This is a genomic window from Commensalibacter sp. A3DC, from assembly GCF_047307945.1.
Lineage (GTDB): Bacteria > Pseudomonadota > Alphaproteobacteria > Acetobacterales > Acetobacteraceae > Commensalibacter > Commensalibacter melissae.
This window is the reverse complement of record NZ_JAXOQA010000014.1, coordinates 13,679-37,255: the sequence shown is the minus strand read 5'-3', so window position 1 is coordinate 37,255 and position 23,577 is coordinate 13,679. Positions and strand designations below refer to the sequence as shown.

Sequence of the window (23,577 nt, the reverse complement as noted above, 5' to 3'; positions counted from 1 at the left end):
TTTTATGGTGCCCAAAAGAAGACTCGAACTTCCACAGCCTTGCGGCTACAGGTACCTGAAACCTGCGCGTCTACCAATTCCGCCATTTGGGCTCTTAAATATATTGATACTTCTTACTGATGTTCTTATAGTTGGTCAATGGAATTTTTGATTTTTTTAATTTTTCAAATGAGAATAAACACTATTCGATAAATTTGATTATGAAGCTGGGAAAGTTTGATGCGTAAAATAGCAACGATTATTGGTGGTAATGGATTAATTGAAAATTACCTTGTTGAGCGGTTGGTTAAGCAGGGATACGTGATAAGATTGGCAGTACCTTTTCCTGCACATACGAGAGAACAGAAAATATTTGGTAATGTTGGACAGGTTACTCCATTGTTTTGTTCATTTGATCAAGAAAATACTATTGTTCGATCCATTGAAGGTGCAAGTGTCGTTATTAATCTGGCAGAAGCTTTTGTTGGAAAAAGCAAGGGTAATCTTGAAAAAATAAATGTAAAAATCGCTGAAAAAATAGCAAAAATCGCAAGTGCAGCAGGTGTCAAAAATTTATTGCATTTTTCTGCTTTGGGTGCTGATTCCACAAGTCCTTCCTCTTATCTGGTCAGCAAGAAAAAGGGGGAGGAAACCGTATTGAAAACATATCCTTCTTCAACGATTGTAAGGGTTGGAATCAGTTTTGGTCCAGAAGATCAGTTTTTGAATAAGTTAGGATTTCTATCAACTTTTTTCCCTATTATGCCAGTTTATAATGTTAATACACGTTTACAACCTGTCTATGCAGGGGACATTGCTGATGCTGTTATTAAGATTGTTGAAAATGAAGAAAATAATGGGGAAATTTACGAGTTGGCGGGTCCTGAAATACTTACTAATCGTGAGTTGATTTCCAAGGTTTTAGAAATAGTTCATCGAAAAAATGATGTAAGCGGGTTATGTCCAGGTTTTATAAAATTAATGGCTTATTTCCTGGAATATATGCCAGGTTCCTTAATGACCGCACGATTGGTTAATTTAATGAAATATGATTCTGTTGCTGGTCACAAGGGTAAAAATTTTGAATTTCTAGGTATTGTTCCATCTTCAATTGAAATGATCGCTCCCGCTTATCTATATTGTTACAGGCCTGCTTGCGACTTTGAAGAATTAAAAAAATTACAAAAAGAAGCCTATATTTGAAAAAAAGTTATGAAAGGTCAGTAGTACTGTCTTTTTATTAAAAACGGAATAGGATAGAAAGTTTAGGTGTAATCTGCCTTAAATATTAAGGAATTTAATTATGCCTAACCTAATGCTTAAATTTGTTAATTTAGATCAGCAGCAGCCTGAAAAACGTAATGCTGCTGAACGCAAACATGATTTTAACGAGATTTATCGACGCTTTTCAGAGGAACAAGCCAGAATTCAGGCCAGTCGCTGTTCACAATGTGGTATTCCATTTTGTACAACGAAATGTCCATTATCAAATTATATTCCTGACTGGTTGAAACTTACGGCTGAAAATCGTTTGGCAGAAGCTTATGCACTTTCAACTGCAACCAACAGTTTTCCTGAAATCTGTGGGCGCATCTGTCCACAAGATCGTTTGTGTGAAGGCAGTTGCGTAATTGAGGAGGATTACAAAAGTGTTACGATTGGAGCGGTGGAAGCATTTATAACCGATCATGCATTTGATCAGAATTGGGTCACACCTATTATGCCTTTGGAAGAACTATCGCAATCTGTGGGAATTATTGGTGCCGGACCTTGCGGTTTGGCTGCAGCGGTTGTTTTACGAAAAAAAGGATATCAAGTCCATGTATATGATCGCTATGATCGGGCTGGTGGTTTAATGGCTTATGGTATACCTACCTTTAAACTTGAAAAAAATATTGTAACTCGTCGTCAGGAATGGTTAGAGAAATCAAATGTGATTTTCCATTTCAATACAAGTGTCTCAGATAAAACAGCTGAGTATTCCATCGCTTTTGAGGATCTAAGAAATAAACATGATGCGGTATTGATTTCAACGGGAGTTTATAAAAAGAAAGAAGTAAGCCTTTTTGGTTCAAATCTTAATGGAATTGTGCAGGCACTGGATTATCTGATTGATTCTCAAACGCAAAATAACGATAAAAATGAAATGAATGCAAAGGGTAAAAGAGTTGTCGTTATTGGCGGTGGTGATACTGCCATGGATTGCCTAAGAACTGCAATTCGTCAGGGGGCGACCTCGGTTCAATGTTTGTATCGTCGAGATAGGGCAAATATGCCTGGCTCTATGCGAGAGGTAAAAAATGCAGAAGAAGAAGGTGTGGAATTCATTTGGCAGGCAGCTCCAGACGCTTTTGTAGGTGAAGAAAAAGTGGAGGCAATTCGCGCATTAAGAACCGAATTGGGTTTGCCAGATGCTGGTGGTAGACAAAAAATCAGAATTATACCTAACAGTCATTTCACCCTGCAAGCGGATATGGTTATCAAAGCACTTGGATTTGATCCTGAACCATTGACCACCCTGTGGGATAATGACCAATTGGATACAAATGAATCTGGTACCATAAAATTGAATCATCATAGTCGTATGACTTCTTTACCTGGCGTTTTTGCAGGCGGCGATATTGTACGCGGGGCAAGTCTTGTTGTATGGGCTGTCAAGGATGGGCAGGATGTGGCGGAAAAAATTGCCCATTGGCTTGAACAACAAAATAATAAACAGAATGTTTCTGCTGCTTGAAAACAGATATCCAGAATTGAATGTATTCATTACGGTAGGTTAAGAAAATGAATAATTATTCCTTTGTTGAACAAAGAAAAAAGAATGAAGCGATCCTAAAAGATGTTTATTCCACCGAACAAGAACATGATGCTTGTGGTGTAGGATTTGTTGTGGCTCTTGATGGTCAAAAACGCCGAGATGTGGTTGAGGCCGGTTTGGCAGCTTTAAAAGCCCTATGGCATCGTGGCGCTGTTGATGCTGATGGGAAAACAGGAGATGGTGCCGGTATTCATGTTGAAATACCACAGGATTTTTTCTTGCAATCCATTCGTAGTGGTCATCATGCGGTAAAACAGGGGCAGCTGGCTGTAGGAATGATCTTTCTTCCTAAGAATGATTTAGCCAGTCAGGAGCGCTGTCGACAAATTATCGAAACCGAAATTATGGGGTTTGGCTATTCAATTTATGGTTGGCGTCAGGTGCCAATTGATACGAACTGTATCGGTGAAAAAGCGAATGCCACACGTCCTGATATTGAACAGATTCTTGTCATCAATACACATCATCATTCAGAGGATGTTTTTGAACGCAATCTTTATATTATTCGACGGAAAATAGAGAAAAAGGCTGTTGAAAGTCATGTTGATCTTTATATTTGTTCAATGTCCTGCCGTTCGATAATTTATAAGGGCATGTTTTTGGCGGAAAATCTGTCCGATTTTTATCCGGATCTGTTGGATGAACGATTTGTCAGCCGTTTTGTGATTTACCATCAACGTTATTCAACCAATACCTTTCCGACATGGAAACTTGCGCAGCCGTTTAGACGCATTGCCCACAATGGTGAGATAAATACATTATCAGGTAATATAAACTGGATGAAAAGTCACGAAACAAGACTTTCCCATCCGGATTTGGATGCCTATATGACAGATTTGAAACCGGTCATTCAATTCAATGGATCTGATACCGCGGCGTTGGACAATGTATTTGAGCTATTAACGTTTGCGGGTAGGGATGCCCCTACGGTAAAGGCCTTGATGATTCCACCGGCCCTGGGATTGCTGCAGGATATTACCCAGGATGTGAAAGATATGTACAGCTATTCCAACGCGGTAATGGAACCTTGGGATGGACCTGCCGCTTTATGTGGAACCGATGGTAAATGGATTATTGCCGGATTGGATAGAAACGGGTTACGTCCTTTACGTTATACGATAACAGCTAATGATTTGATGATTTTGGGATCAGAAACAGGAATGGTGCATATTCCTGAAGACCAAATTCTTGAAAAAGGCAGATTAGGACCAGGAGAAACAATAGGTTTTGATATGGATAATTGTCTTTTTTATCGCCCTGAAGATATAACACAGCTTCTAGTTAAACGTCATAATTATAGTGATTGGATTACGAATACGCAGCAAATTACTTCCATAGTAAAAGATCAGGATAATGAGCCTGTCTTATTCGCAGAGGATGAATTACGTAAAAGACAGCTTGCTGTTGGAATGAGTATTGAAGATCTTGAAACAGTATTGCAGCCTATGGTTGAAAATTCTGCGGAAGCGATCGGTTCAATGGGCGATGATACGCCCTTGGCGGTACTTAGTGAGCATTATAGAGGATTATCGCATTATTTCCGTCAACGTTTCAGCCAGGTTACCAATCCACCGATTGATAGTCTGCGAGAAACCCAAGTTATGACGTTGAGCACTCGTTTGGGAAATTTGGGTAATGTCTTGGATCAGTCTTCCGAACAGTGTCAGTTATTACGTCTAAGCAGTCCGGTTTTGACGAGCAGTGAATTTATAGCATTGAAACAATATTGCGGTAAAACCGGGTGCAGTATTGATTGTAACTATAAGGTCAATGATGGTGAAAAAGGGCTTCGTCAAGCATTGGCAAGAATTTGCAGTGAAGCTGAAGAGGCTGTTCGATGTGGGTGTACACATATATTCCTTAGTGATGACAAGCAAGATAGGGATTATGCCAATATTCCAATGATTTTGGCAACGGCTGCCGTACATACTCATCTTGTTCGTCAATCCCTGAGAACCTTCACTTCTGTTAACGTGCAGGCGGCAGATTGTCTTGATGTGCACTCTATTGCGGTCTTAATCGGGGTTGGAGCTACGACAGTCAATGCTTATCTTGCTCAGGAATGTATAGCGGATCGTCATAAAAAAGGGCTTTTTGGAAATATTACATTAAGACAGGCTGTTCAAAACTATTGTAAAGCCGTAGATAAAGGCTTGTTGAAAATTATGTCCAAGATGGGAATTTCTGTGGTTTCTTCTTATCGAGGTGGATATAATTTTGAAGCGATTGGCCTGTCCCGGGCATTGGTTGCTGAATTTTTTCCGGGAATGTCTTCCAGAATTTCAGGGATAGGTTTATCAGGAATTGCACAAAATATAAAAAAGTCCCATCAATTGGCTTGGGATCCCAATGTGAAATTGTTGCCGATCGGTGGGTTTTACAAATGGCGTCAACAAGGTGAGAAACATGCTTTAAGCAGTTCTGTCATTAAACTGATTCAGCAGGCTGTGGAAAAAGACAGTTGGCCATTGTACCAACAATATGTCCATGAAATTCACAGACAACCTCCAATGGCTCTAAGGGATTTATTCGATTTTCAATCGACAAATAAACCGGTCCCTGTTGAATCGGTTGAGAATATTACAAAATTGAGAAAAAGATTGATTTCCCCCGGAATTTCTCTCGGTGCGTTAAGCCCCGAAGCACATGAAACTCTTGCGATTGCCATGAACCGGATTGGAGCCCGTTCAGATTCCGGGGAGGGAGGAGAAGACGCGGTTCGGTACAAACCCCGTGAAAATGGGGATAATGCATCGTCGGCAATTAAACAGGTTGCATCTGGAAGATTTGGGGTAACCGCTGAGTATTTGAATAATTGTCGTGAAATTGAAATCAAGATTGCCCAAGGTGCAAAACCGGGTGAGGGTGGACAATTACCAGGATTTAAGGTTACGGAATTAATTGGTCGTCTTAGACATGCCGTCCCAGGAGTTACTTTAATTTCTCCGCCTCCTCATCATGATATATATTCGATCGAAGATTTGGCGCAACTTATTTATGACCTCAAACAAATTAATCCAGAGGCAACTGTGGGTGTTAAGCTGGTTGCGGCTTCAGGAATTGGAACAATTGCTGCCGGTGTAGCTAAAGCCAAGGCTGATACAATATTGATTTCAGGTCATAATGGCGGAACGGGTGCCTCTCCATTGACTTCCATTAAATATGGTGGAATTCCTTGGGAAATGGGGTTGGCGGAAGCGCATCAGGTGTTGATGTTAAATGGTTTGCGTGACCGGGTGGTTTTACGTGTTGATGGTGGTATCAAGACTGGTCGGGATGTTGTTATTGCTGCCATGCTAGGAGCGGAGGAATTCGGTATTGGTACACTCAGTCTTATAGCAATGGGTTGTATCATGGTTCGTCAATGTCATTCCAATACCTGCCCCGTTGGGGTTTGTACCCAGGATGAAAAATTGCGTGCAAACTTTGTTCAGGATGGGGCTGAACGTGTGATCAATCTGTTTTCTTTCATTGCTGAAGATGTAAGAAACATTCTCGCCACACTTGGATTTACATCTTTGACAGACATAATCGGGCGAACAGATCTGTTACGTCAGGTTTTACGTGGTGCATCTTATCTGGATGATTTGGATCTGAATCCATTATTGGCACGAGTGGATCCGGGGATGCATGCTGGTTATTGTGTTCGTGAAGGGCGTAATGAGGTGCCTGAAACATTGGATGCACAAATGATTGTTGATGCTCAGCCATTATTCGAACATGGTGAAAAAATGCAATTGCGATATAATGTTTATAATACATATCGAGCAATTGGAACAAAAATTTCATCAATGATAACCCGTCGGTTTGGTATGAAAGGATTGGCGCCGGATCATCTGACTGTTCGTCTTAATGGATCAGCAGGCCAATCGTTGGGTGCGTTTGCAGTTCAGGGTTTAAAACTTGAGGTTTTTGGGGATTCCAATGATTATGTCGGGAAAGGGTTGTCAGGAGCCACCATTATTGTGCGTCCTGTACCAGAAACAAAACTTGTTTCAAATCATAATGTGATTGTTGGCAATACAGTCTTATATGGTGCAACGGCCGGATATCTGTTTGCGGCCGGAAAGGCAGGTGAGCGTTTTGCGGTTCGCAATTCGGGTGCCACGGCTGTGGTTGAGGGATGCGGTGCCAACGGATGTGAATATATGACTGGGGGAACAGTGATCATTCTGGGTGAAACAGGTCCTAATTTCGGGGCCGGTTTCACAGGCGGAATGGCCTTTGTCTACGATCCCCACCAACAGTTTGAACGTCGTGTCAATGCGTCAACTTTGCGATGGCAGCGTGTGATTGATAAAAAATGGGAAGACAGGGTCAAAAACCTTATTGAAAAGCATATTGAAGAAACAAAAAGCCGATATGCTGCGCATCTTTTACATGAATGGCAGAATACAATAAAACATTTCTGGCATATTGTTCCCACAGAATATGCTCGCGTTATAAATTTTGAATTTAATGAAGATATTTTGAAAGAAACTGCATAATTTAGAACGGTATTACATCAAATTATGGATGGGCAATAGGATCAATTTCATAAAAATTTATCCTATTTTCAAAGATTTTATCATTTTATTTTAATGAAAATATGTTAATTATAATGCAGTAAAGCTTTCATAACGGTCTAAGATGAATTCTATATTTTTTTACGAGGAATTTTTTTAGTTATATTGACTTAAGTTGATATCCCATCCGTATTAGGCTTGATATATAAAATAATTCTAATTTTGTTTATAGCGGAGAGACATCAATATGCCAGTTACAGGCCTGGCCACTGTTTTATTAGCGACAGCTATATTATTGGTCATTGTAAGCGCCGTTCAGCCATTGGCAAAACGGCTGGAATTATCTGAAACTGTAATACTGGCTATTGTTGGGGTTGTTCTTGGTGGAACAGCTGATTTGATTTTACACAGCTCCCACATACATGTTTTTGATACAGCCGCTGAAATATTACTTGATTTTCCAATAAACAGCGAAGGTTTTTTGTTAATATTTCTGCCCATATTGGTTTTTCAGGCGGCATTGGCTATTGATGTGCGTCGTTTGGCCCATGAAATCGGCACGGTTCTTTTATTGGCCATTGTTGCGGTCATTGTCTCTACTGCCACTATAGGTCTGGCCTTATATCCCTTTTCGGGAATGCCTCTGACAGTTTGTCTGCTGGTTGGAGCGATCGTTGCAACGACGGATCCCTCTGCTGTTGCTGGCATATTCAGAGAAATTGGGGCGGCAACTCGTCTTACCCGTTTGGTTGAAGGCGAAGCTTTATTGAATGATGCTGCAGCAATTTCCATTTTTTCGACTTTGGTTGCCGCTATTATTGCGCATAAAGAGGTACATTTATTTAGTTCAGCTCTAGCAATTTTTCTTTCTTTTGTCGGGGCATTGATTGCAGGATTTTTCTTTGCACGTTGCGCTTTGTGGATGATTGTAAGTTTGGGTTCAAATACAGGTCGATCTGCGGAAATTACTTTAACGGTTGCCTTACCATATATTTCCTATATTGTTTGTGATGACTTGTTGCACTGTTCCGGTGTTGTGGCAGCGGCAGCGGCAGGATTGACCTTATCCGCTTATGGTCCCTCGACATTTAGACCTCAAACATGGCGATTTTTGAATGAGTTATGGCAACAAATAATATTTTGGGCAGGATCGCTATTATTTGTGTTGGCTTCTATGCTTGTCCCCCGTTTATTGATTGGTATGACAAAATGGGATTTTATTCTTATTTTATTGGCGACAATTGCCGGGTTGCTGGCACGCGCAATGGTTATTTTTGGGATGTTGCCTTTACTTGCAGCTACAAAACTTTCACCTCCAGTGCCGACGCCATTTAAAGCGACAATGGTATGGGGTGGATTAAGAGGTGCCATTACACTGGCCCTTGCATTGGCGGTAACGGAAAATGAATTGATACCAACACCGATTTCCCAGTTTGTAGGTATTGTTGCAACGGGTTTTGTATTGTTTACCTTGTTGGTTAACGGAACAACGTTAAGAGCGGTGGTAATTTATTTTCGGCTAAATGAACTTACACCCATTGACCAGGCTGTGCGCCACCAGATCCTAGGAATTGGATTGGGTAATGTTAAGGACAAGGCTCGTCGCGTGGCAAATGAATTTGGATTTTCAAATGTCATTACCAATTATACGCTTGAAGAGATTGACCGTCGTATTAATGAGGAAAGAGAAGCAAATAGTTTTGATACAATGTTGACTGATCGTCAACGTATTTCACTGGCTTTGATTACAATAGCTGCACAAGAGCGGTCAATTTTACTGGATCTTTTCCGTATGCAGGGTTTGCCACGAAGAGTGATGGAAACTCTTTTGCGCTCAGCGGAAGCTACGCTGGATGGTGCATGGACCGAGGGAAGGTATGGATACGTAAAAGCGATGCAGAAAAGATTGCATCCTCCTTTTCGATTTCGTGTTGCGCAATATATACATCGAAAATTGCATATCGATCGTCCCTTGATGTACTGCATGATGGAACGGTTTGAAATATTGCTGGTATCCCGATTTGTATCGATTTCCTTAACACGTTTTATGAAAAGGCGTATAGAACCGACATTGGGTGTACGAATTGCCGAAATTGTTTCAGAAGTTCTGGATAGGCAAAATCGTATGTTGGATGATGCGCTGGAAATTATGCGCATTCATTACCAGGGATATATTGAAGCTCTTGAATCAAGGTTTTTGAAATTGGTCACTCTCAGATTAGAAAGTGATGAATATAACAGTCTTTGGGCTGAATCCCTGGTTAGTGATGAGCTTTATTCCGAACTGGAAAAAAATGTTGAAAAGCGTTTTGAACGTTATAATCGTCGTCTAAAATTCAATCTCAAAAGTGGATTGGAAGAGCGCGTGAAGGAATTGCCATGTTTACGCGGTGTGCCACAGGCTGTTTTATATGATATAAGTATGTCTATGTCGGTCTATTTTGTATTTCCGAGTGAAAAAATCCTTCATCGTAAACAGAAGGTTAAAAATGTCTATTTTGTCAGTAGCGGATTATTTGAAACCCATTCTGCAAGTAAAAGTCTAACATATGGGATTGGTGATATTCTTGGTGCATCAGAACTTATTGCGGGTAAAAGAATTTATGCAAATTATCGTGCATTGAGGTTTGGATATTTATTGGTGATGCCAGCCGATGTATTTAAACGGTTAATTCAAGATTATCCTATTGTGGCCTATAATCTTTCAAAAATTGACGAGGCAAAAGATCGCCCTAATTCTCAGGATGACGATTTCATGATGTTGGGATATACACGACGTATAGCCAATAAGGAAAAACAGTTGATGTTGGGGTATGAGTCCAAGGAAATCAATAATTTAAAAAATGAGGGTAACATTGAAAATAATGATAAACAAAATAAAAACTGATAATTTATTCTTTTTGAATTAAAAATAGAACAGCAATCAGAACCAGATATGATTTCCATCACAGTTAATAAAAAGAAAATAGAACTGGATGTTCCATTAGATATGCCATTACTTTGGGTTTTGCGGGATATTGTTGGATTAACGGGTACGAAATATGGATGTGGTATTGGTTTATGCGGATCATGCACCGTTCATCTAGATGGTAAAGCTGTAAGATCTTGCTCCATTCCTGTTGGTGATATCGGGAATAGGGAGATAGTTACTATCGAGGGGGTTGGGGAAGACTCAATATTTCAAAAATTATTGGCGGCCTGGAAAGAGACGGAACCAACGCAGTGTGGTTATTGTCAACCTGGTCAGATCATGACGGCTTTAGCCTTGTTAAAAGAAAATGATAAACCTGATAAAAACGAGATTATAGAAGCTATGACAGGTCATATCTGTCGATGTGGAACATATCAACGTATTTATAAAGCTATTCAAATTGCTGCAGGTATAATGGATGAAGCATAAAAAAATTTCCCGTCGTGTTTTTTTGGGAAAAACGGGTGCTTTGCTTTTTGGGTTCATGTTACCTGTAGGGGGCAATGCACAAAATGATCAGTTAGAGAAAGATTCAGATTTTTCCGAGCGAAAAAACAGAAAAAAACAATATTTAAATGCTTTCATAAAAATAAAAGCAAATAATGAAATCACTTTTTTCATACCCGATATTGAAATAGGGCAAGGGATTTTAACGGCTGCCTCAATGATTTTGGCCGAGGAATTGGATGTTGATTTAAAATCGGTTTCAATTGAAACCAAAATGATTGAAAATGAACAAATAAAAAATATGAAACCAAATGAGGATTTAAATCTGACCTATGGTTCAGGTTCTGTTGCGAAAGATTGGTTCCCTCTCAGACAGGGTGCGGCCGAATTACGAATGATGCTTTTACAAACAGCAGCTGCGGAATTGAATATAGATAAAGGACGATGTCATACTGAAAATGGATATGTTATTTGCCCTGATAATCAAACATTCTCGTACGGAATGCTAATTTCAAAAATTATGACACTTGATATTCCAGAATCTGTTCAATTTAAAAATAGATTAGATTATAAAATTATTGGCAAACCACAACCAAGGATTGATACGGATAAAAAAATTAAAGGTCAGTCTGTTTATGGTATGGATATTAAACTTTCCGGGATGAAAACGGGTTATATTATCAGCTCTCCTATTGAAGGGGATCAAATCCATCAAATTGATGATAGACAGGCCAAAAATGTTCCTGGAATTCAGGATATTTTAAAAAATGAAAAGTCAATATGTATTATTGCTGATAATTTTTGGCGTGCCCTGAAAGCGGCTGAATGTCTTGTAATAAAATGGCAGGGTGATGAAAATATTCAACTGAATACATCAATGATTTATGAGAATTTAAAAAAGGGTATATCAAAACCTTCCACTATGCTTTTTTATAATAAAACTGCTTCAGTATCAGTTGAAATGGAAAATGAAAAAAAACTGTTTCAATGGGATTTTTTTCAGCCTATGCTTTTGCATGCGGCATTGGAACCTATAAATTGCACAATATATTTTCACGACAATCAATGTGAGTTATGGATAGGTTCCCAAGCTCCATCAATGTTAAAGGGGCATATTGCTGAAAAATTTCATCTTTGTAAAGAAAATGTAATTCTTCATTATAATGAAATTGGCGGTAGCTTTGGTCGTAGATTGGACCAAAAATACATTCTTGATGCAGCTGAATTCGCACGACAGGTTTCATATCCGGTAAATTTTATATGGTCAAGGGAAGCCGACTTTCAAAATGATGCGTTACGTCCTCCATATTATGACCAGTTAAAGATAGGCGTAAATAACAAATTGGCGATTACCTCTGTTCATCATAAAATGATGACTTTTATTGACGATACAGACAAGAGGAATCCATCCAGTCCGAATTACCTTTTGGGGTTGGATACAATGCCTTATCATATTCATGACTATAAGTTTGAATATTCTGTATGTGATGCTCCAAAATTGAATTTCGGATCTGGACAGGGTAGAGAGGCAACTCGTAATGTTTTTGTATTGGAAAACATGATTAACAATCTGGCATTATATACACGTATGGATCCGATCGAATACCGTAAAACTTTGGGTCTTGATGATCGTGCAAAAGCAGTTGTTGATTTGTTATTGCAAAATGTCGAATGGAATAAATTCAAATCTGGAGACATTCGGCAAGGTTTCGCCATGGCACATGTATTTGGCAGTTATATCGCTCTAATTATAGAAGCTGAAATTACAACCAGTTCAGTCATTCTTATACATCGTGCTGATGTGGCGGTTGATTGTGGTTTGATTGTAAATCCAGAACAAGTTTGCGCTCAAATTGAGGGTTCAGTTGTTTTTGGATTAAGTGACGCCTTGTATGGTGAAGTGCAAATAGAAAACGGACAAATTAAACAGCGGAATTATAATCAATATCGAGTATTGAGAATGAATGATATGCCTAATGTCAAGGTTCATATGGTTAACAGTAATGAATCGCCGTCAGGGGTAGGTGAATTGGGAACAATAGTGGCAGCACCAGCACTGAGCCATGCCTTGGGATTGATTCAGGGTAAATTTTTTCATTCATTGCCTTTGGCGAAGCAGGTATTTCAGCATAAATAAGAATTTTCATGATTAAATTCATCAATTCCTTAATTTTTTTTAAGAAAAATTATCGTTTATTCATAATTTTATGTATCAATTTTTCCAGCTCATCATTTGGCATATTGATCGGTCAGGCAACTGATGTGAAGAAGGACCAAATGGATAAAGGAGAGTATCTTTTTCACGCATCAGGTTGTGAAAGTTGTCATACAGCTGATCATGGACCAAGACTGGCAGGGGGAAAACCTTTTTATATATCCAAACAGGGAACTGTTTATTCTTCAAATATTACCTCAGATGTGAAAACAGGAATTCAGCGTTATACAGATGATGAATTTATAAGTGCATTACAAAAAGGAATTGGTCATAAAGGAAAATATTTGTATCCCATAATGCCCTATACTGCCTATCGTGCCATGAGTCGTGATGAAATATTGGCAATCAGACGCTATCTTGAAAAACAACCTGCCATTGAAAATAAAGTTCCTGATAAAGAAATGGCTTTTCCCTACAATATGCGATGGGCCATTCGTTTTTGGCAGATCATAAATTATACGGGCAAGCATTTCGAGTATAACAATCAGAAATCACAATCATGGAACCGGGGAAAATTTTTGACTGAAGGACCAGGTCATTGTTCATATTGTCATACTCCTGAAAATTGGTCCAATGGTCGCTTTGTTGTAAAAGATTATGCAGGGGGCGGTCATAAGGGATGGACAGCATATAATATTACCGCTGATGAGGATACGGGAATTGGTTCATGGAGTGACACTGATTTGGAAAAATATTTATCCCGGGGATATGTTTCAGGTCATGGAGCTGCATCAGGTCCCATGGCAGATGTTATAAATACGCAACTATCTTATTTAACACCCCAAGACATTCATGCAATTGTAATTTATCTACGTTCTTTACGTCCCGTGGAAAAGCAACAAGGGGCAGCCAAGATATCTGTTGAAGAATTGGAGGTTACTGAACAAAGTCATAGTCATGGAAGCCATCTTTATTCTTCTGTTTGTTCAAATTGCCATCTGGAAAATGGTCAAGGAAGACAAGGGGAATATGAAAGCCTTTGGGGTTCGAGAACAGCAACGATAACGGGTGGTAATAACCTTGTTAAGGTTATTTTAAAAGGATCAAACCTTAAAGATCCTAAGCTGGGTAATTATATGATGCCTTCTTTCAAGGATATTTTCAATGATCAGGATATTGCAGATATTGCTAATTATGTTATTTCCCGTTTCGGAGGAAGAAACGGGCATGTAACCGCTGAACAGGTTAGAAAAGAAAGGGCACTGTTAAATAAAGAATAAATAGTGTAAACTAAAATATTATTCATTTTTATTCATTAATTCTAATATCTCTTTAGCTGCTTCATAAGAGGGTGGTTGATGATGTGGTGCTTTTAAAGCGTTTAGAATTTGAATAAAAGCTTCTTTTTGTTTTTGAACCATATTTTTATCATCTAAAAATTCGATAACCTTTTCAGCCAATTTTACGGGATTACAGTTTTCTTGCAAGAGTTCAGGTACAACCTCTTTTTGGGCTAGAAGATTAACCATTGCTACAAAAGGAACCTGAATCATGTGTCTGGCAATCATTGCCGTGATGGGATGGACCCTATAGGTTACGATCATGGGTATATGGGCCAATGCAAGTTCCAAGGTTGTGGTTCCGGATTTTGTCAGGGCGATTTGTGCTGCTGCATAGGCATTATATTTATCCTTTTTTTCATGAATAACCAGTGCTTTTACAGGCCAGTCTTCAATGATTCTTTCAACATAATGTCTGGCGAGCGGAGAGGTGGGTAACACGGCAATGAGTTCTGGTTTTGTTTGTTTTAATAAAATTAAAGTTTTTTTGAATACGGGCATAAGCTTCGGCAATTCTGACCGACGACTGCCAGGCATTAAAAGTAAAATCGGTTGAAGTGGATCTATATGATGTTCAGAGCGAAAATCATCGGCATTTGCATGATGAATTTCTGTCTCGATAATGGGATTGCCAACAAATTGGGCTTTTATTCCATGTTTTAAAAAAAAGTTTTCTTCGAAAGGAAAAAGGCAAAGAAGTTTTTCCCATAGTCCAGGAAATTTTTTTACTCTATTTTCATGCCATGCCCAAACCTGGGGCGCAACATAATGAACTCTGGGAATTGATAAAGATTGGACTTTTTTTAATAATCGTAAAGAAAAACCGGGACTGTCAATTGTTACAATGATATCTGGATGAATTGTTTCAATATGTTTGACAGCTTGGTTAAGGCGTTTTGACAAGGTCCATATTTTGGGAAGGACTTCAACCAATCCCATCACGGCAAGATCCTGCATGGGAAAAAGGATTTTCATTCCCTGTTCTTGCATTCTTGGCCCCCCAACACCTAAAAACTGCAGATCGGGGTTAAAATGACGCAAAGCTTTAATTAGTTTTGCTCCCAATTCATCACCACTGGTTTCACCAGCCAAGATCCATATTATTGGTGGATTTTCTGATTTGTTCATTATTTATGATTATTTTGATATAATTTTTCAGGATTAATCAGGGGACGGCTTATTTCATTGATAGATCCGTTTTGCCACGCATTATAAAAGCAACTTTTACGACCGGTATGGCATGCCACGCCTTTCTGATCGACAAAAAGCAGCAGTGTGTCGCCATCACAATCAAAAAGGAAATTCACCAATTTTTGTGTCTGACCTGAAGTCTCACCTTTATGCCATAATTTTTTACGGCTGCGAGAATAATAACAGACCTGACCAGTGGAAATAGTTTCAATAATTGCTTCCTGATTCATCCATGCCATCATTAAAACTTCCTTACTATCAAATTGTTGGGCAATAGCTGGAACCAAACCATCCTGATTGAATTTTATCTTGGCCAATAATTCATTGAAATTGGAACTGTGCATTATAATTTTTTTTCGTTGTTAAAACCATATTGTTAGAATACAGTTTGTTCATTGAGAATATCCATCTTAATTATCATTTAATTAATTAAATGATAAATAGCTTTGAATTAAACTGTTTTAAATTGCCAACTTATATATTATTTAATTTGGATTGAAAGAATAAGGGTTTGCATGACGGTATCTTCAATCAGGAAAATTCTGTTTATTACCTCTACCCGATTGGGAGACGCCGTAATTTCAACGGGAATACTTGATTATTTGTTACAAACCTATCCACAAGCAAAGTTTACAATCGCTTGCGGACCAGTGGCAGCTGGTCTTTTCGATGCAATGCCAAGGCGTGACAAGACATTGGTTATGAATAAATACCGCTTTGATTTTCATTGGTTATTATTATGGTCACAATGTGTGATGCAATCCTGGGATTTGGTAATTGACCTTCGTGGTTCAGGAATAGGCTATTTTTTAAGAACAAGAAAAAAATGCATTGTACGTGGTGGAAGGATTAAGGAACATCGCGTGCATTATTTGGCCAGGTCATTATCATTGTCCTATACACCTTTACCAGTAGTATGGATTGATGAAAAAAATAAAAAAATGGCTGCAGAAAAATTGCCCGCCGACCATTATATTGCCTTGGCACCAACCGCAAATTGGATTGGCAAGATTTGGCCAATTGAACGGTTTATTCAAGTGGCAAAAAAACTTTTGGTTTTTAATAAGGATTATGAATTTGTTCTTTTTTATGGGCCAGGAAGTCAAGAGTTTAATCTTGTGGATCCATTGAAAAGGACCAGTCTGCCAGTTATAGATAGTGGTGGTCAAAATACTTTAACAGAAGTTGCAGCTTTATTATCACGTTGTAAAGGTTTTATAGGTAATGATTCAGGTTTGATGCATTTGGCCGCCGCTTGTCAAATTCCAGTACTTGGTTTGTTTGGACCAAGTAAATTGTCAGAATATGAGCCAGCCGGGAACCATGCTCAAGGGTTGTCAGCGTCAGGCGGAAATGGAATGGCAAATATGGAAAACTTAACGGTTGATGAAGTTTATAATGCTTTTCAGAATCTTTTGGAAACCTATAATAAACAAGATAGGCAAAATGATTAAAATGTAATTTAGGAATAAGTTTTGTAAATATGAGCAATCCATCAAATTTCCGTATTGCACACATTATGGCGGGAGCGGTTAATGGTGGGGCAGAATTGTTTTTCGAGCGATTATGTATTGCCCAGCATCTTCAAAAATTGTCTGTATTACCTATTATACGGAAAAATTCCGATCGTAAACGGAAATTTACCGAGGTTGGTTTATTCTCCCATGAATTACGATTCGGTGGGTTGTTGGATCTTTCAACGAAGTATGAACTAAAAAGAATTCTAAAGGATTTTTCACCAAGAGTAGCGGTGGCTTGGATGAACAGGGCGGCCTCTTTTATGCCAAGGGGTGATTGGATAAACGTGGGACGTTTAGGCGGGTTTTATGATTTAAAATATTACAGGCAATGTGATCATCTGGTTGGAAATACCAAAGGAATTGTAGAATGGATCAAAAACCAAGGATGGCCGGAAAATCGCGTTCATCATGTTCCCAATTTTGCAAGAACATTTCCCGATGCATGTGCAAGACGCCCCTCTTATATTCCCAATAACGCACCGTTTTTACTGGCGTTGGGTAGACTGCACGTTAATAAAGGATTTGATATCCTTATAAAGGCGATGCCTAATCTTGCAAATACCCATTTGCTTATAGCTGGGGAAGGTGAGGAGCGTCAGAAGCTTGAAAATTTGGCAAGATTCTTAAAGGTTCAAGATCGTGTCCATATGCCGGGTTGGATTGCGGATATATCAGGTATTATCCAGGCTTGCGATATTCTGGTTTGCTCCTCTCGTCATGAACCTTTGGGTAATATAGTTCTAGAAGGTTTTTCCGCGACTAAACCGGTGGTTGCATTGGCTGCGCAAGGACCTGTGGAATTGATAGACAATGGGAAAAATGGTCTCCTAACCCCTCTGGAAGATGAAACAGCCTTATCAAAGGCTATCGCGTCCTTGACAAATGATGCGGCATTATCTCAAAGAATTGCAATTGCAGGACGTCAAAAATTCGAAAGGGAATTTAGTCAGGCGACTGTTTTACAAAAATGGTATGAATTTTTAACGAGAATTGAGAAAATCTGATGTGCGGAATAGCAGGAATTGCCTTGAAAGATGGTCACAGCATTTCTGAACATCAAAAAAAGATCTTATTGGAGGCTTTGCATCACCGGGGTCCTGATGGAAACGGATCATGGGAAAATAGTCATGTTGTTTTGTTGCATTCGCGTCTTTCTATTATTGATATAGAAGGGGGAAAACAACCTCTATCCAATGACAGTCAACAGGTTTTGATTGCAAATGGTGAAATATATAACAGTCCCGAATTACGCCATCTTTTTAAGAATTATATTTTTAAAACGGGAAGCGATTGTGAGGTAATCCTTCCCTTATGGCAGAAATTTCATGCCGATTATGTGAATTCCCTACGTGGCATGTATGGAGTTGCCATGGTTGACATAGATGAAAAAACGCTTGTTTTAAGCCGTGATCCCTTTGGTATAAAACCTTTATACTATGCTAGTGTAGAACAGGGTGTTGTATTTGCTTCTGAAGCGCAAGCAATTATCAAGGCAGGTTTTGTTAGGCATGATGATATAAATCAGTCTGCAGTCGATACATTGTTGCAATTGCAATTCATACCGGGCCATAAAACAATCTATAATAATATTTATCGGATTTTACCTGGTGAAACCCTGATAATCCGAAATGGTGAAATTATTCATCGGCAAACACAGTCTTGTTTTCCAAAAACAAGGTCTATGATTACAGATGAGAAAAAAGCTTTAAATCAGCTTGATAGTCTTTTGGAAGATTCGATTCGTATTCATGAACGTTCTGATGTGCCATTCGGACTTTTTCTATCAAGTGGTATCGATAGCTCAATTATATTGAAAATGATGCAGCGTCTGGGACGAATTAATCGTCTTCATGCCTGGACAGCCCGTTTTGAGATAAATAATGATTCTGGCTATGTTAAGGATGAAGCATTGCAGGCGGCATTATTGGCAAAGGAAATAGGTATTCAACATCATTGCGTCACCATAAATCAGCAGGATGTTTTCAGACATTTACCTAAAATTATTGCATGTATGGATGATCCTGTTGCCGATTATGCAATTATCCCAACATGGTTTCTTGCAAATGAGGCCAGATCCATAGTTAAGGTTATTTTATCTGGTGAGGGTGGTGATGAATTATTTGCAGGTTATGGACGATATCGTAAAGCGGCAAAATCTGTTTGGCTAGGCGGTAAAAGACTTTATCGCAAGGGTATTTTTGAACGAGACAATTTATTCCTTCATTCCGTTTCCAGTGAATGGAAAAATTATTTCAGATTACAATATAAATTGCAGGATAAAAATGATTCACGCCTGAAAAATGCTCAAAAAATTGATATGATTGATTGGTTACCCAATGATCTTCTAATCAAGCTTGATCGTTGTCTCATGGCTCATTCTATTGAGGGAAGAGTCCCATTTCTGGATAAAAAAATTGCAGCATTCGCCTTCAATCTTGAAGATCATTTGAAAATAAGAAATGGCCAAGGGAAATGGATATTACGCAAATGGCTTGAGTGGCAATTTCCACTAGCACAACCTTTTGCCAAAAAATCTGGATTTAGTGTTCCAATTGGTTTGTGGATCGAACAGCACGCCAATGAATTGGCCCAGGCAGTTTTTTGTCAGACAGATATTGGTAACAAAATTTCCTTATCAAATGTGAGATCTTTATTTGAAAAGGCATCTGGACGCAAGGAACGATTTATGGCTTGGAATATTCTATTTTATGCAATATGGCATCAGGTGCATATTGTTGGGAAAAATCCGCTGGGAAATGTTTTAGAAGTTTTAATGGATTGATAAAGGATTTTGCTTGTGCATTACGATCTGATAATTAAAAATGGTAATTGTGTTTTACCATGGGGACAATATGAAACCGGTATTGGTGTAATCAAAGGGCGTATTCAATCCCTGTTTGTTCAATCAAGTGATGCTGCCGAAAAGATTATTGATGCGAAGGGTCTTTATGTTCTTCCAGGTTTGATGGATTGTCATGTGCATTTTCGCGAACCGGGAAATGCCATGATTGAAACAATTGAAACCGGGACAAAAGCGGCAGCGATGGGTGGATTGACCACTGTATTTGATATGCCCAATACAAATCCTCCCACAGCGGATAAGGAAATGATCATATGGAAACAAGAAAGGGCAAGGGAGACAAGCTGGGTTAATTTTGGATTTTACGTTGGTGCCACAAGGGAAAATACGCAAAACCTACCCAAGCTCGAAACAATGAAAGGGGTGTGTGGTATCAAGGTTTACGCCGGCTCTTCAACCGGTTCCTTAATGGTGGAAGATGATGAAAGTCTTGAAAATATCATGCGGTATGGTCATCGTCGAGTATGTTATCATGCCGAGGATGAATATCGTTTACAGACTAGGAAAAAGTTATTCTGTGAGGGTATGCCTTACGAAAATCATCGTTTGTGGCGTGATGAGGAATGTGCATTTCTTGGAACACGACGTATCATAAAATTAGCCCGTAAAACAGGTCGACCCGCGCATATCTTGCATACAACGACACAGGAAGAACTTGAATGGTTGGTTGATTATAAAGATATCGCAACCGTTGAAGTGCTAGGAAATCATCTAACCCAAATCGCACCGGAATGTTATGAACGGTTAGGAGGTTTGGCGGTAATGAATCCTCCTATCCGTGATAAAAGACACTATGATGCGTGCTGGAGAGGGATTGAGAATGGTGTGGTTGATATCGTTTCCTCGGATCATGCGCCCCATGATCCAGAAGCCAAGGCAAAACCATGGCTATGCTGTCCATCAGGAATGCTGGGTGTACAGACTCTCGTGCCACTCATGTTGAATCATGTAAATGAGGGACGATTATCGCTTGGTCGTTTGGTCGATTTAATGGCATCTAATCCGGCAAGAATATATGGCATGCCTACAAAAGGACGAATTCAGGTCGGTTATGATGCGGATTTCACCCTGGTTGATATGAAAACTAATCGTCGTATCACCAATGACTGGATTGTTTCACCGGCAGGTTGGACACCTTATGATCAAATGGAAGTGAAAGGATGGCCTGTTGCAACAATCGTAAAAGGTAAAATCGTGATGCAGGATAATGAAATTTGTGGGAAACCTGACGGAGATTTGGTAGATTTTCTACCATGAGTCTGCATCATATCTAACTTTATCATCGAAAGGAAATATCCGATGAAAAAATTCATTTTGACCGCTATGATTGGATTTTCTCCAATACCCGGCGTGGCTGCTTTTGCACAGGATTGGACTGCATCCTGTGGCAATGAACCCAAGTCACCAGTGATAAACGTAAGCAATGTTACCAAATACAATGCCAGTGTTGAGCAGTTTAATAATTATAACAAGGCTGTTCATGTGTATTATGCATGTATTTCAAAACAGGCGCATGCAAAACAGGTTGCCATTAGCCAAAAAGCAAAAAATGAAATGGAATCGATCCAAAAAGTTAGCGCTGAAATGAATGCTAGAATTACTGCCAACCTTACTAAAATGCGTGCCACGATTGTCGATGGAAGTAAAAAATTAAAAAATGCAACAGGTGGAAAATAAAAAAACTGCCAAATTCAAGTCATAATAAACGCACAAAGGAGAAACTGTAAGTGTCAGAAGACCTGTTTAAAGAAATAGATGAAGAATTACGGACAGAAAAACTGCATTATTTTATGAGACGTTATGCTAAATTGGCAATAGTTGTTATTATTGCTGGTCTGGCCGTATTTGGTCTTTTACAGTTTAATCATTGGCAAAAGCATAAGAAAATTGTAAATGCATCAAATTCTTATATGCAGGTCATGCAAAAAACAGTACAGTTATCTCCTCAATCCAAAGATGATAAGATGGTTGACCAGATCATTGGTGAATTCAACCATATATCCAATCATTCTCCCCAATCTATACGGGCATTGGCACAATTAAAACAAGCATCATTACTACTGGATCAGGGAAAGCTTAAAGAGGCATCCGCAATTTGGGAAGCTTTGAGATTTGATAAAACTGCATCGCCTGATTTTCGTAATCTGGCTAATTTATTGTGGATTGAAAACCATCTTGATAATGTAGATCCAGGTGAATTACATAATCGTATCAGAGAATTGTTGGATCACAAGACTCCCTGGTATGCTTTGGCACGAGAGTGTGAGGCGATTTTGGATCTTAAAACTGGTAAAGTTATAGAGGCGAAACAGGTTTTTGGACGTTTATCTACGGATATGAATGCCAGTCCAGAACTACGGAAAAGGGCAAATGTGATGTTGCAGGTTATTGCAGCGAATAAAAGGGTTTAACGATGCAAGATATTCTACCTATAAAAAAGAAATTTTCACGTCGATCGATTCTTGCGACAACCGCAACTGGAATGGCCTTGGCAGCTTGCGGGCATAAGGATAATAAACCTGTTATTATTGGTAAACGAATAGACGTTTTTAGTACTGGTGCCGGACTGATGGTCGATCATAGTGACAAAACTCCAATCACTATTCCAGCACCTGTTATCGACGAGAAATGGATGCTTGAGGGAAGAACGGCTGATCATGCCTCAATTCACAGTGCGGTGGGTGGCGTGCGTAGAATGTGGAGTTGCAGTATCGGATCAGGAAATTCCGAACCAAGCCCTTTATCCTATATTGCGCTGGGATCAAAAGGCCAGGGCATCATCAATACAACTCCGGTTATAGATGGCAATCATTTTTTCACAATGGATGCTGTGGGTAAGGTAACTGCGTTTGATTGGCAATCACGTAAGTTGCTATGGCGGCTAAATCCCAAAAAGAAAAAGTCAAGATCAAGTAATTTGGGAGGTGGTATTGGATTAACCGAGGATGCTTTATATATTGTGGATGGCGTGGCCGAAACTTTGAGGGTGGATCGGGAAACGGGAAAGGTTGTATGGCGTGTGGATGTTGGTACACCTGGTCGTTCCGCACCAACAATCGTAAACCAGTTATTGTTTTTTGGCACCATTGATGGACGGTTATTTTGTTTGGATACAAAAACGGGAAATCAGTTATGGTCCTATAGTACAGGCAGTGTTCAAACAAAATTATTTGGTCAGCCAGCACCAGCCTATTCAGAAGGCATTCTTGTCGCAGGCTTTGGATCAGGAGATTTGATTGCGTTGCGGGCAAATACCGGGGAGCAGATTTGGACTGATACGCTGGGTCGAAATGGCCGTAATGCTTTTGTGGATTTTGCGGCAATCAGTGCGCTTCCTGTAATTGCTGATGGTACGGTATATGCTATAAGTATCGGCTCAATCTTGGTGGCACTGGATTTAAGGTCTGGTCGACGTATTTGGGAACGTGAAGTTTCAGGTCAAAATTCAATGGTTGTTATTGGCGATTGGTTATTTGTTCTTTCCCTTGATCAGCAACTGGCTTGTCTTGACCGTGTAACGGGTCGGGTTCGTTGGGTCACTCAACTGAGACGTTTCAAGAATATGGAAAAATATAAAGATCCCATTGCTTGGTATGGTCCTGTATTGGCAGGCGGACAACTTATCTGTATCAGTGATTTTAACGATATTGGACTGGTAACCTTCAGTCCGACATCAGGTAAAATAACCAATATTGTTAAAACAGGTATAACTCCCGCTCTAGCTCCGGTGGTTGTAAATGAGCGTTTGCTGATCTTGGGGCAAGATGGTAAATTAACTGCTTTTGGTTAGG

General features: G+C 39.3%; 16 protein-coding genes and 1 tRNA gene. 14 read left to right on the top strand and 3 right to left on the bottom strand.

What is annotated here, in order from left to right:
- Window positions 1–5 precede the first annotated feature (5 nt).
- Window positions 6–92 (bottom strand) — tRNA-Leu (locus tag U0839_RS03010).
- A gap of 127 nt (window positions 93–219) precedes the next feature.
- Here U0839_RS03010 and U0839_RS03005 point away from each other — a divergent pair.
- The 7 genes from U0839_RS03005 to U0839_RS02975 all read left to right on the top strand — a co-directional run bounded on the left by U0839_RS03005 (window position 220) and on the right by U0839_RS02975 (window position 14,155).
- Window positions 220–1,182 carry a complex I NDUFA9 subunit family protein gene (locus U0839_RS03005; protein WP_413550049.1) on the top strand — a complete coding sequence of 321 codons (963 nt, stop codon included), beginning with the start codon at window positions 220–222 and terminating at the stop codon, window positions 1,180–1,182.
- A 100-nt stretch (window positions 1,183–1,282) separates the two neighbouring features.
- Complete coding sequence (locus tag U0839_RS03000; RefSeq protein ID WP_413550047.1) at window positions 1,283–2,716, top strand: NAD(P)-dependent oxidoreductase; 1,434 nt, start codon at window positions 1,283–1,285, stop codon at window positions 2,714–2,716.
- Between the two features lie 47 nt (window positions 2,717–2,763).
- On the top strand, window positions 2,764–7,284 hold the full coding sequence (gene gltB / locus U0839_RS02995; RefSeq protein ID WP_155565314.1) for a glutamate synthase large subunit: 4,521 nt from the start codon (window positions 2,764–2,766) through the stop codon (window positions 7,282–7,284).
- Between the two features lie 265 nt (window positions 7,285–7,549).
- The gene (locus U0839_RS02990) at window positions 7,550–10,189 is read left to right on the top strand and encodes a cation:proton antiporter (RefSeq protein ID WP_155565315.1); all 2,640 of its coding nucleotides are present in this window, start codon (window positions 7,550–7,552) and stop codon (window positions 10,187–10,189) included.
- Window positions 10,190–10,237: 48 nt separating this feature from the next.
- Window positions 10,238–10,702, top strand: a complete 465-nt coding sequence (locus U0839_RS02985; protein ID WP_110438888.1) for a (2Fe-2S)-binding protein — start codon at window positions 10,238–10,240, stop codon at window positions 10,700–10,702.
- Window positions 10,692–12,857 carry a molybdopterin cofactor-binding domain-containing protein gene (locus tag U0839_RS02980; RefSeq protein ID WP_413550046.1) on the top strand — a complete coding sequence of 722 codons (2,166 nt, stop codon included), beginning with the start codon at window positions 10,692–10,694 and terminating at the stop codon, window positions 12,855–12,857. Before U0839_RS02985 ends, U0839_RS02980 begins: the two co-directional genes overlap by 11 nt.
- Before the next feature lie 125 nt (window positions 12,858–12,982).
- Complete coding sequence (locus tag U0839_RS02975; protein WP_347400738.1) at window positions 12,983–14,155, top strand: c-type cytochrome; 1,173 nt, start codon at window positions 12,983–12,985, stop codon at window positions 14,153–14,155.
- An 18-nt stretch (window positions 14,156–14,173) separates the two neighbouring features.
- Here the strand turns inward: U0839_RS02975 and lpxB are convergent, their stop codons facing one another.
- A complete protein-coding gene (lpxB, locus tag U0839_RS02970) occupies window positions 14,174–15,343 on the bottom strand; it encodes a lipid-A-disaccharide synthase (protein ID WP_155565318.1) in 1,170 nt (389 codons plus the stop codon).
- On the bottom strand, window positions 15,343–15,750 hold the full coding sequence (gene hisI / locus U0839_RS02965; RefSeq protein ID WP_155565319.1) for a phosphoribosyl-AMP cyclohydrolase: 408 nt from the start codon (window positions 15,748–15,750) through the stop codon (window positions 15,343–15,345). Before hisI ends, lpxB begins: the two co-directional genes overlap by 1 nt.
- A 171-nt stretch (window positions 15,751–15,921) precedes the next feature.
- On the opposite strand from hisI, the gene U0839_RS02960 reads away from it, so the two are divergent.
- The 7 genes from U0839_RS02960 to U0839_RS02930 are packed head-to-tail and all read left to right on the top strand — an operon-like array spanning window position 15,922 to window position 23,576.
- Window positions 15,922–16,860 (top strand): glycosyltransferase family 9 protein, encoded by a 939-nt coding sequence (locus U0839_RS02960; protein ID WP_155565320.1) that lies wholly within the window; start codon window positions 15,922–15,924, stop codon window positions 16,858–16,860.
- Between the two features lie 29 nt (window positions 16,861–16,889).
- Window positions 16,890–17,930 (top strand): glycosyltransferase, encoded by a 1,041-nt coding sequence (locus U0839_RS02955; protein WP_155565321.1) that lies wholly within the window; start codon window positions 16,890–16,892, stop codon window positions 17,928–17,930.
- Window positions 17,930–19,708, top strand: a complete 1,779-nt coding sequence (gene asnB, locus U0839_RS02950; protein WP_413550045.1) for an asparagine synthase (glutamine-hydrolyzing) — start codon at window positions 17,930–17,932, stop codon at window positions 19,706–19,708. Before U0839_RS02955 ends, asnB begins: the two co-directional genes overlap by 1 nt.
- A 15-nt stretch (window positions 19,709–19,723) precedes the next feature.
- Window positions 19,724–21,043 carry a dihydroorotase gene (locus U0839_RS02945; RefSeq protein ID WP_413550044.1) on the top strand — a complete coding sequence of 440 codons (1,320 nt, stop codon included), beginning with the start codon at window positions 19,724–19,726 and terminating at the stop codon, window positions 21,041–21,043.
- 42 nt (window positions 21,044–21,085) lie between these two features.
- The gene (locus tag U0839_RS02940; RefSeq protein WP_155565324.1) at window positions 21,086–21,463 is read left to right on the top strand and encodes a hypothetical protein; all 378 of its coding nucleotides are present in this window, start codon (window positions 21,086–21,088) and stop codon (window positions 21,461–21,463) included.
- 50 nt (window positions 21,464–21,513) lie between these two features.
- A complete protein-coding gene (locus tag U0839_RS02935; RefSeq protein WP_155565325.1) occupies window positions 21,514–22,197 on the top strand; it encodes a tetratricopeptide repeat protein in 684 nt (227 codons plus the stop codon).
- Between the two features lie 2 nt (window positions 22,198–22,199).
- Window positions 22,200–23,576: a PQQ-binding-like beta-propeller repeat protein gene (locus tag U0839_RS02930; RefSeq protein WP_155569142.1), complete on the top strand. Its 1,377-nt coding sequence runs from the start codon at window positions 22,200–22,202 to the stop codon at window positions 23,574–23,576.
- The last annotated feature ends 1 nt before the right edge of the window (window position 23,577 follow it).

Coding starts and splice junctions, on each gene's coding strand:
- U0839_RS02960 (WP_155565320.1), top strand. CDS start 15,922: ATGACGGTATCTTCAATCAGGAAAATTCTGTTTATTACCTCTACCCGA.
- U0839_RS02955 (WP_155565321.1), top strand. CDS start 16,890: ATGAGCAATCCATCAAATTTCCGTATTGCACACATTATGGCGGGAGCG.
- U0839_RS02940 (WP_155565324.1), top strand. CDS start 21,086: ATGAAAAAATTCATTTTGACCGCTATGATTGGATTTTCTCCAATACCC.
- gltB (WP_155565314.1), top strand. CDS start 2,764: ATGAATAATTATTCCTTTGTTGAACAAAGAAAAAAGAATGAAGCGATC.
- U0839_RS03000 (WP_413550047.1), top strand. CDS start 1,283: ATGCCTAACCTAATGCTTAAATTTGTTAATTTAGATCAGCAGCAGCCT.
- U0839_RS02930 (WP_155569142.1), top strand. CDS start 22,200: ATGCAAGATATTCTACCTATAAAAAAGAAATTTTCACGTCGATCGATT.
- lpxB (WP_155565318.1), bottom strand. CDS start 15,343: ATGAACAAATCAGAAAATCCACCAATAATATGGATCTTGGCTGGTGAA.
- asnB (WP_413550045.1), top strand. CDS start 17,930: ATGTGCGGAATAGCAGGAATTGCCTTGAAAGATGGTCACAGCATTTCT.
- U0839_RS02990 (WP_155565315.1), top strand. CDS start 7,550: ATGCCAGTTACAGGCCTGGCCACTGTTTTATTAGCGACAGCTATATTA.
- U0839_RS02985 (WP_110438888.1), top strand. CDS start 10,238: ATGATTTCCATCACAGTTAATAAAAAGAAAATAGAACTGGATGTTCCA.
- U0839_RS02980 (WP_413550046.1), top strand. CDS start 10,692: ATGAAGCATAAAAAAATTTCCCGTCGTGTTTTTTTGGGAAAAACGGGT.
- hisI (WP_155565319.1), bottom strand. CDS start 15,750: ATGCACAGTTCCAATTTCAATGAATTATTGGCCAAGATAAAATTCAAT.
- U0839_RS03005 (WP_413550049.1), top strand. CDS start 220: ATGCGTAAAATAGCAACGATTATTGGTGGTAATGGATTAATTGAAAAT.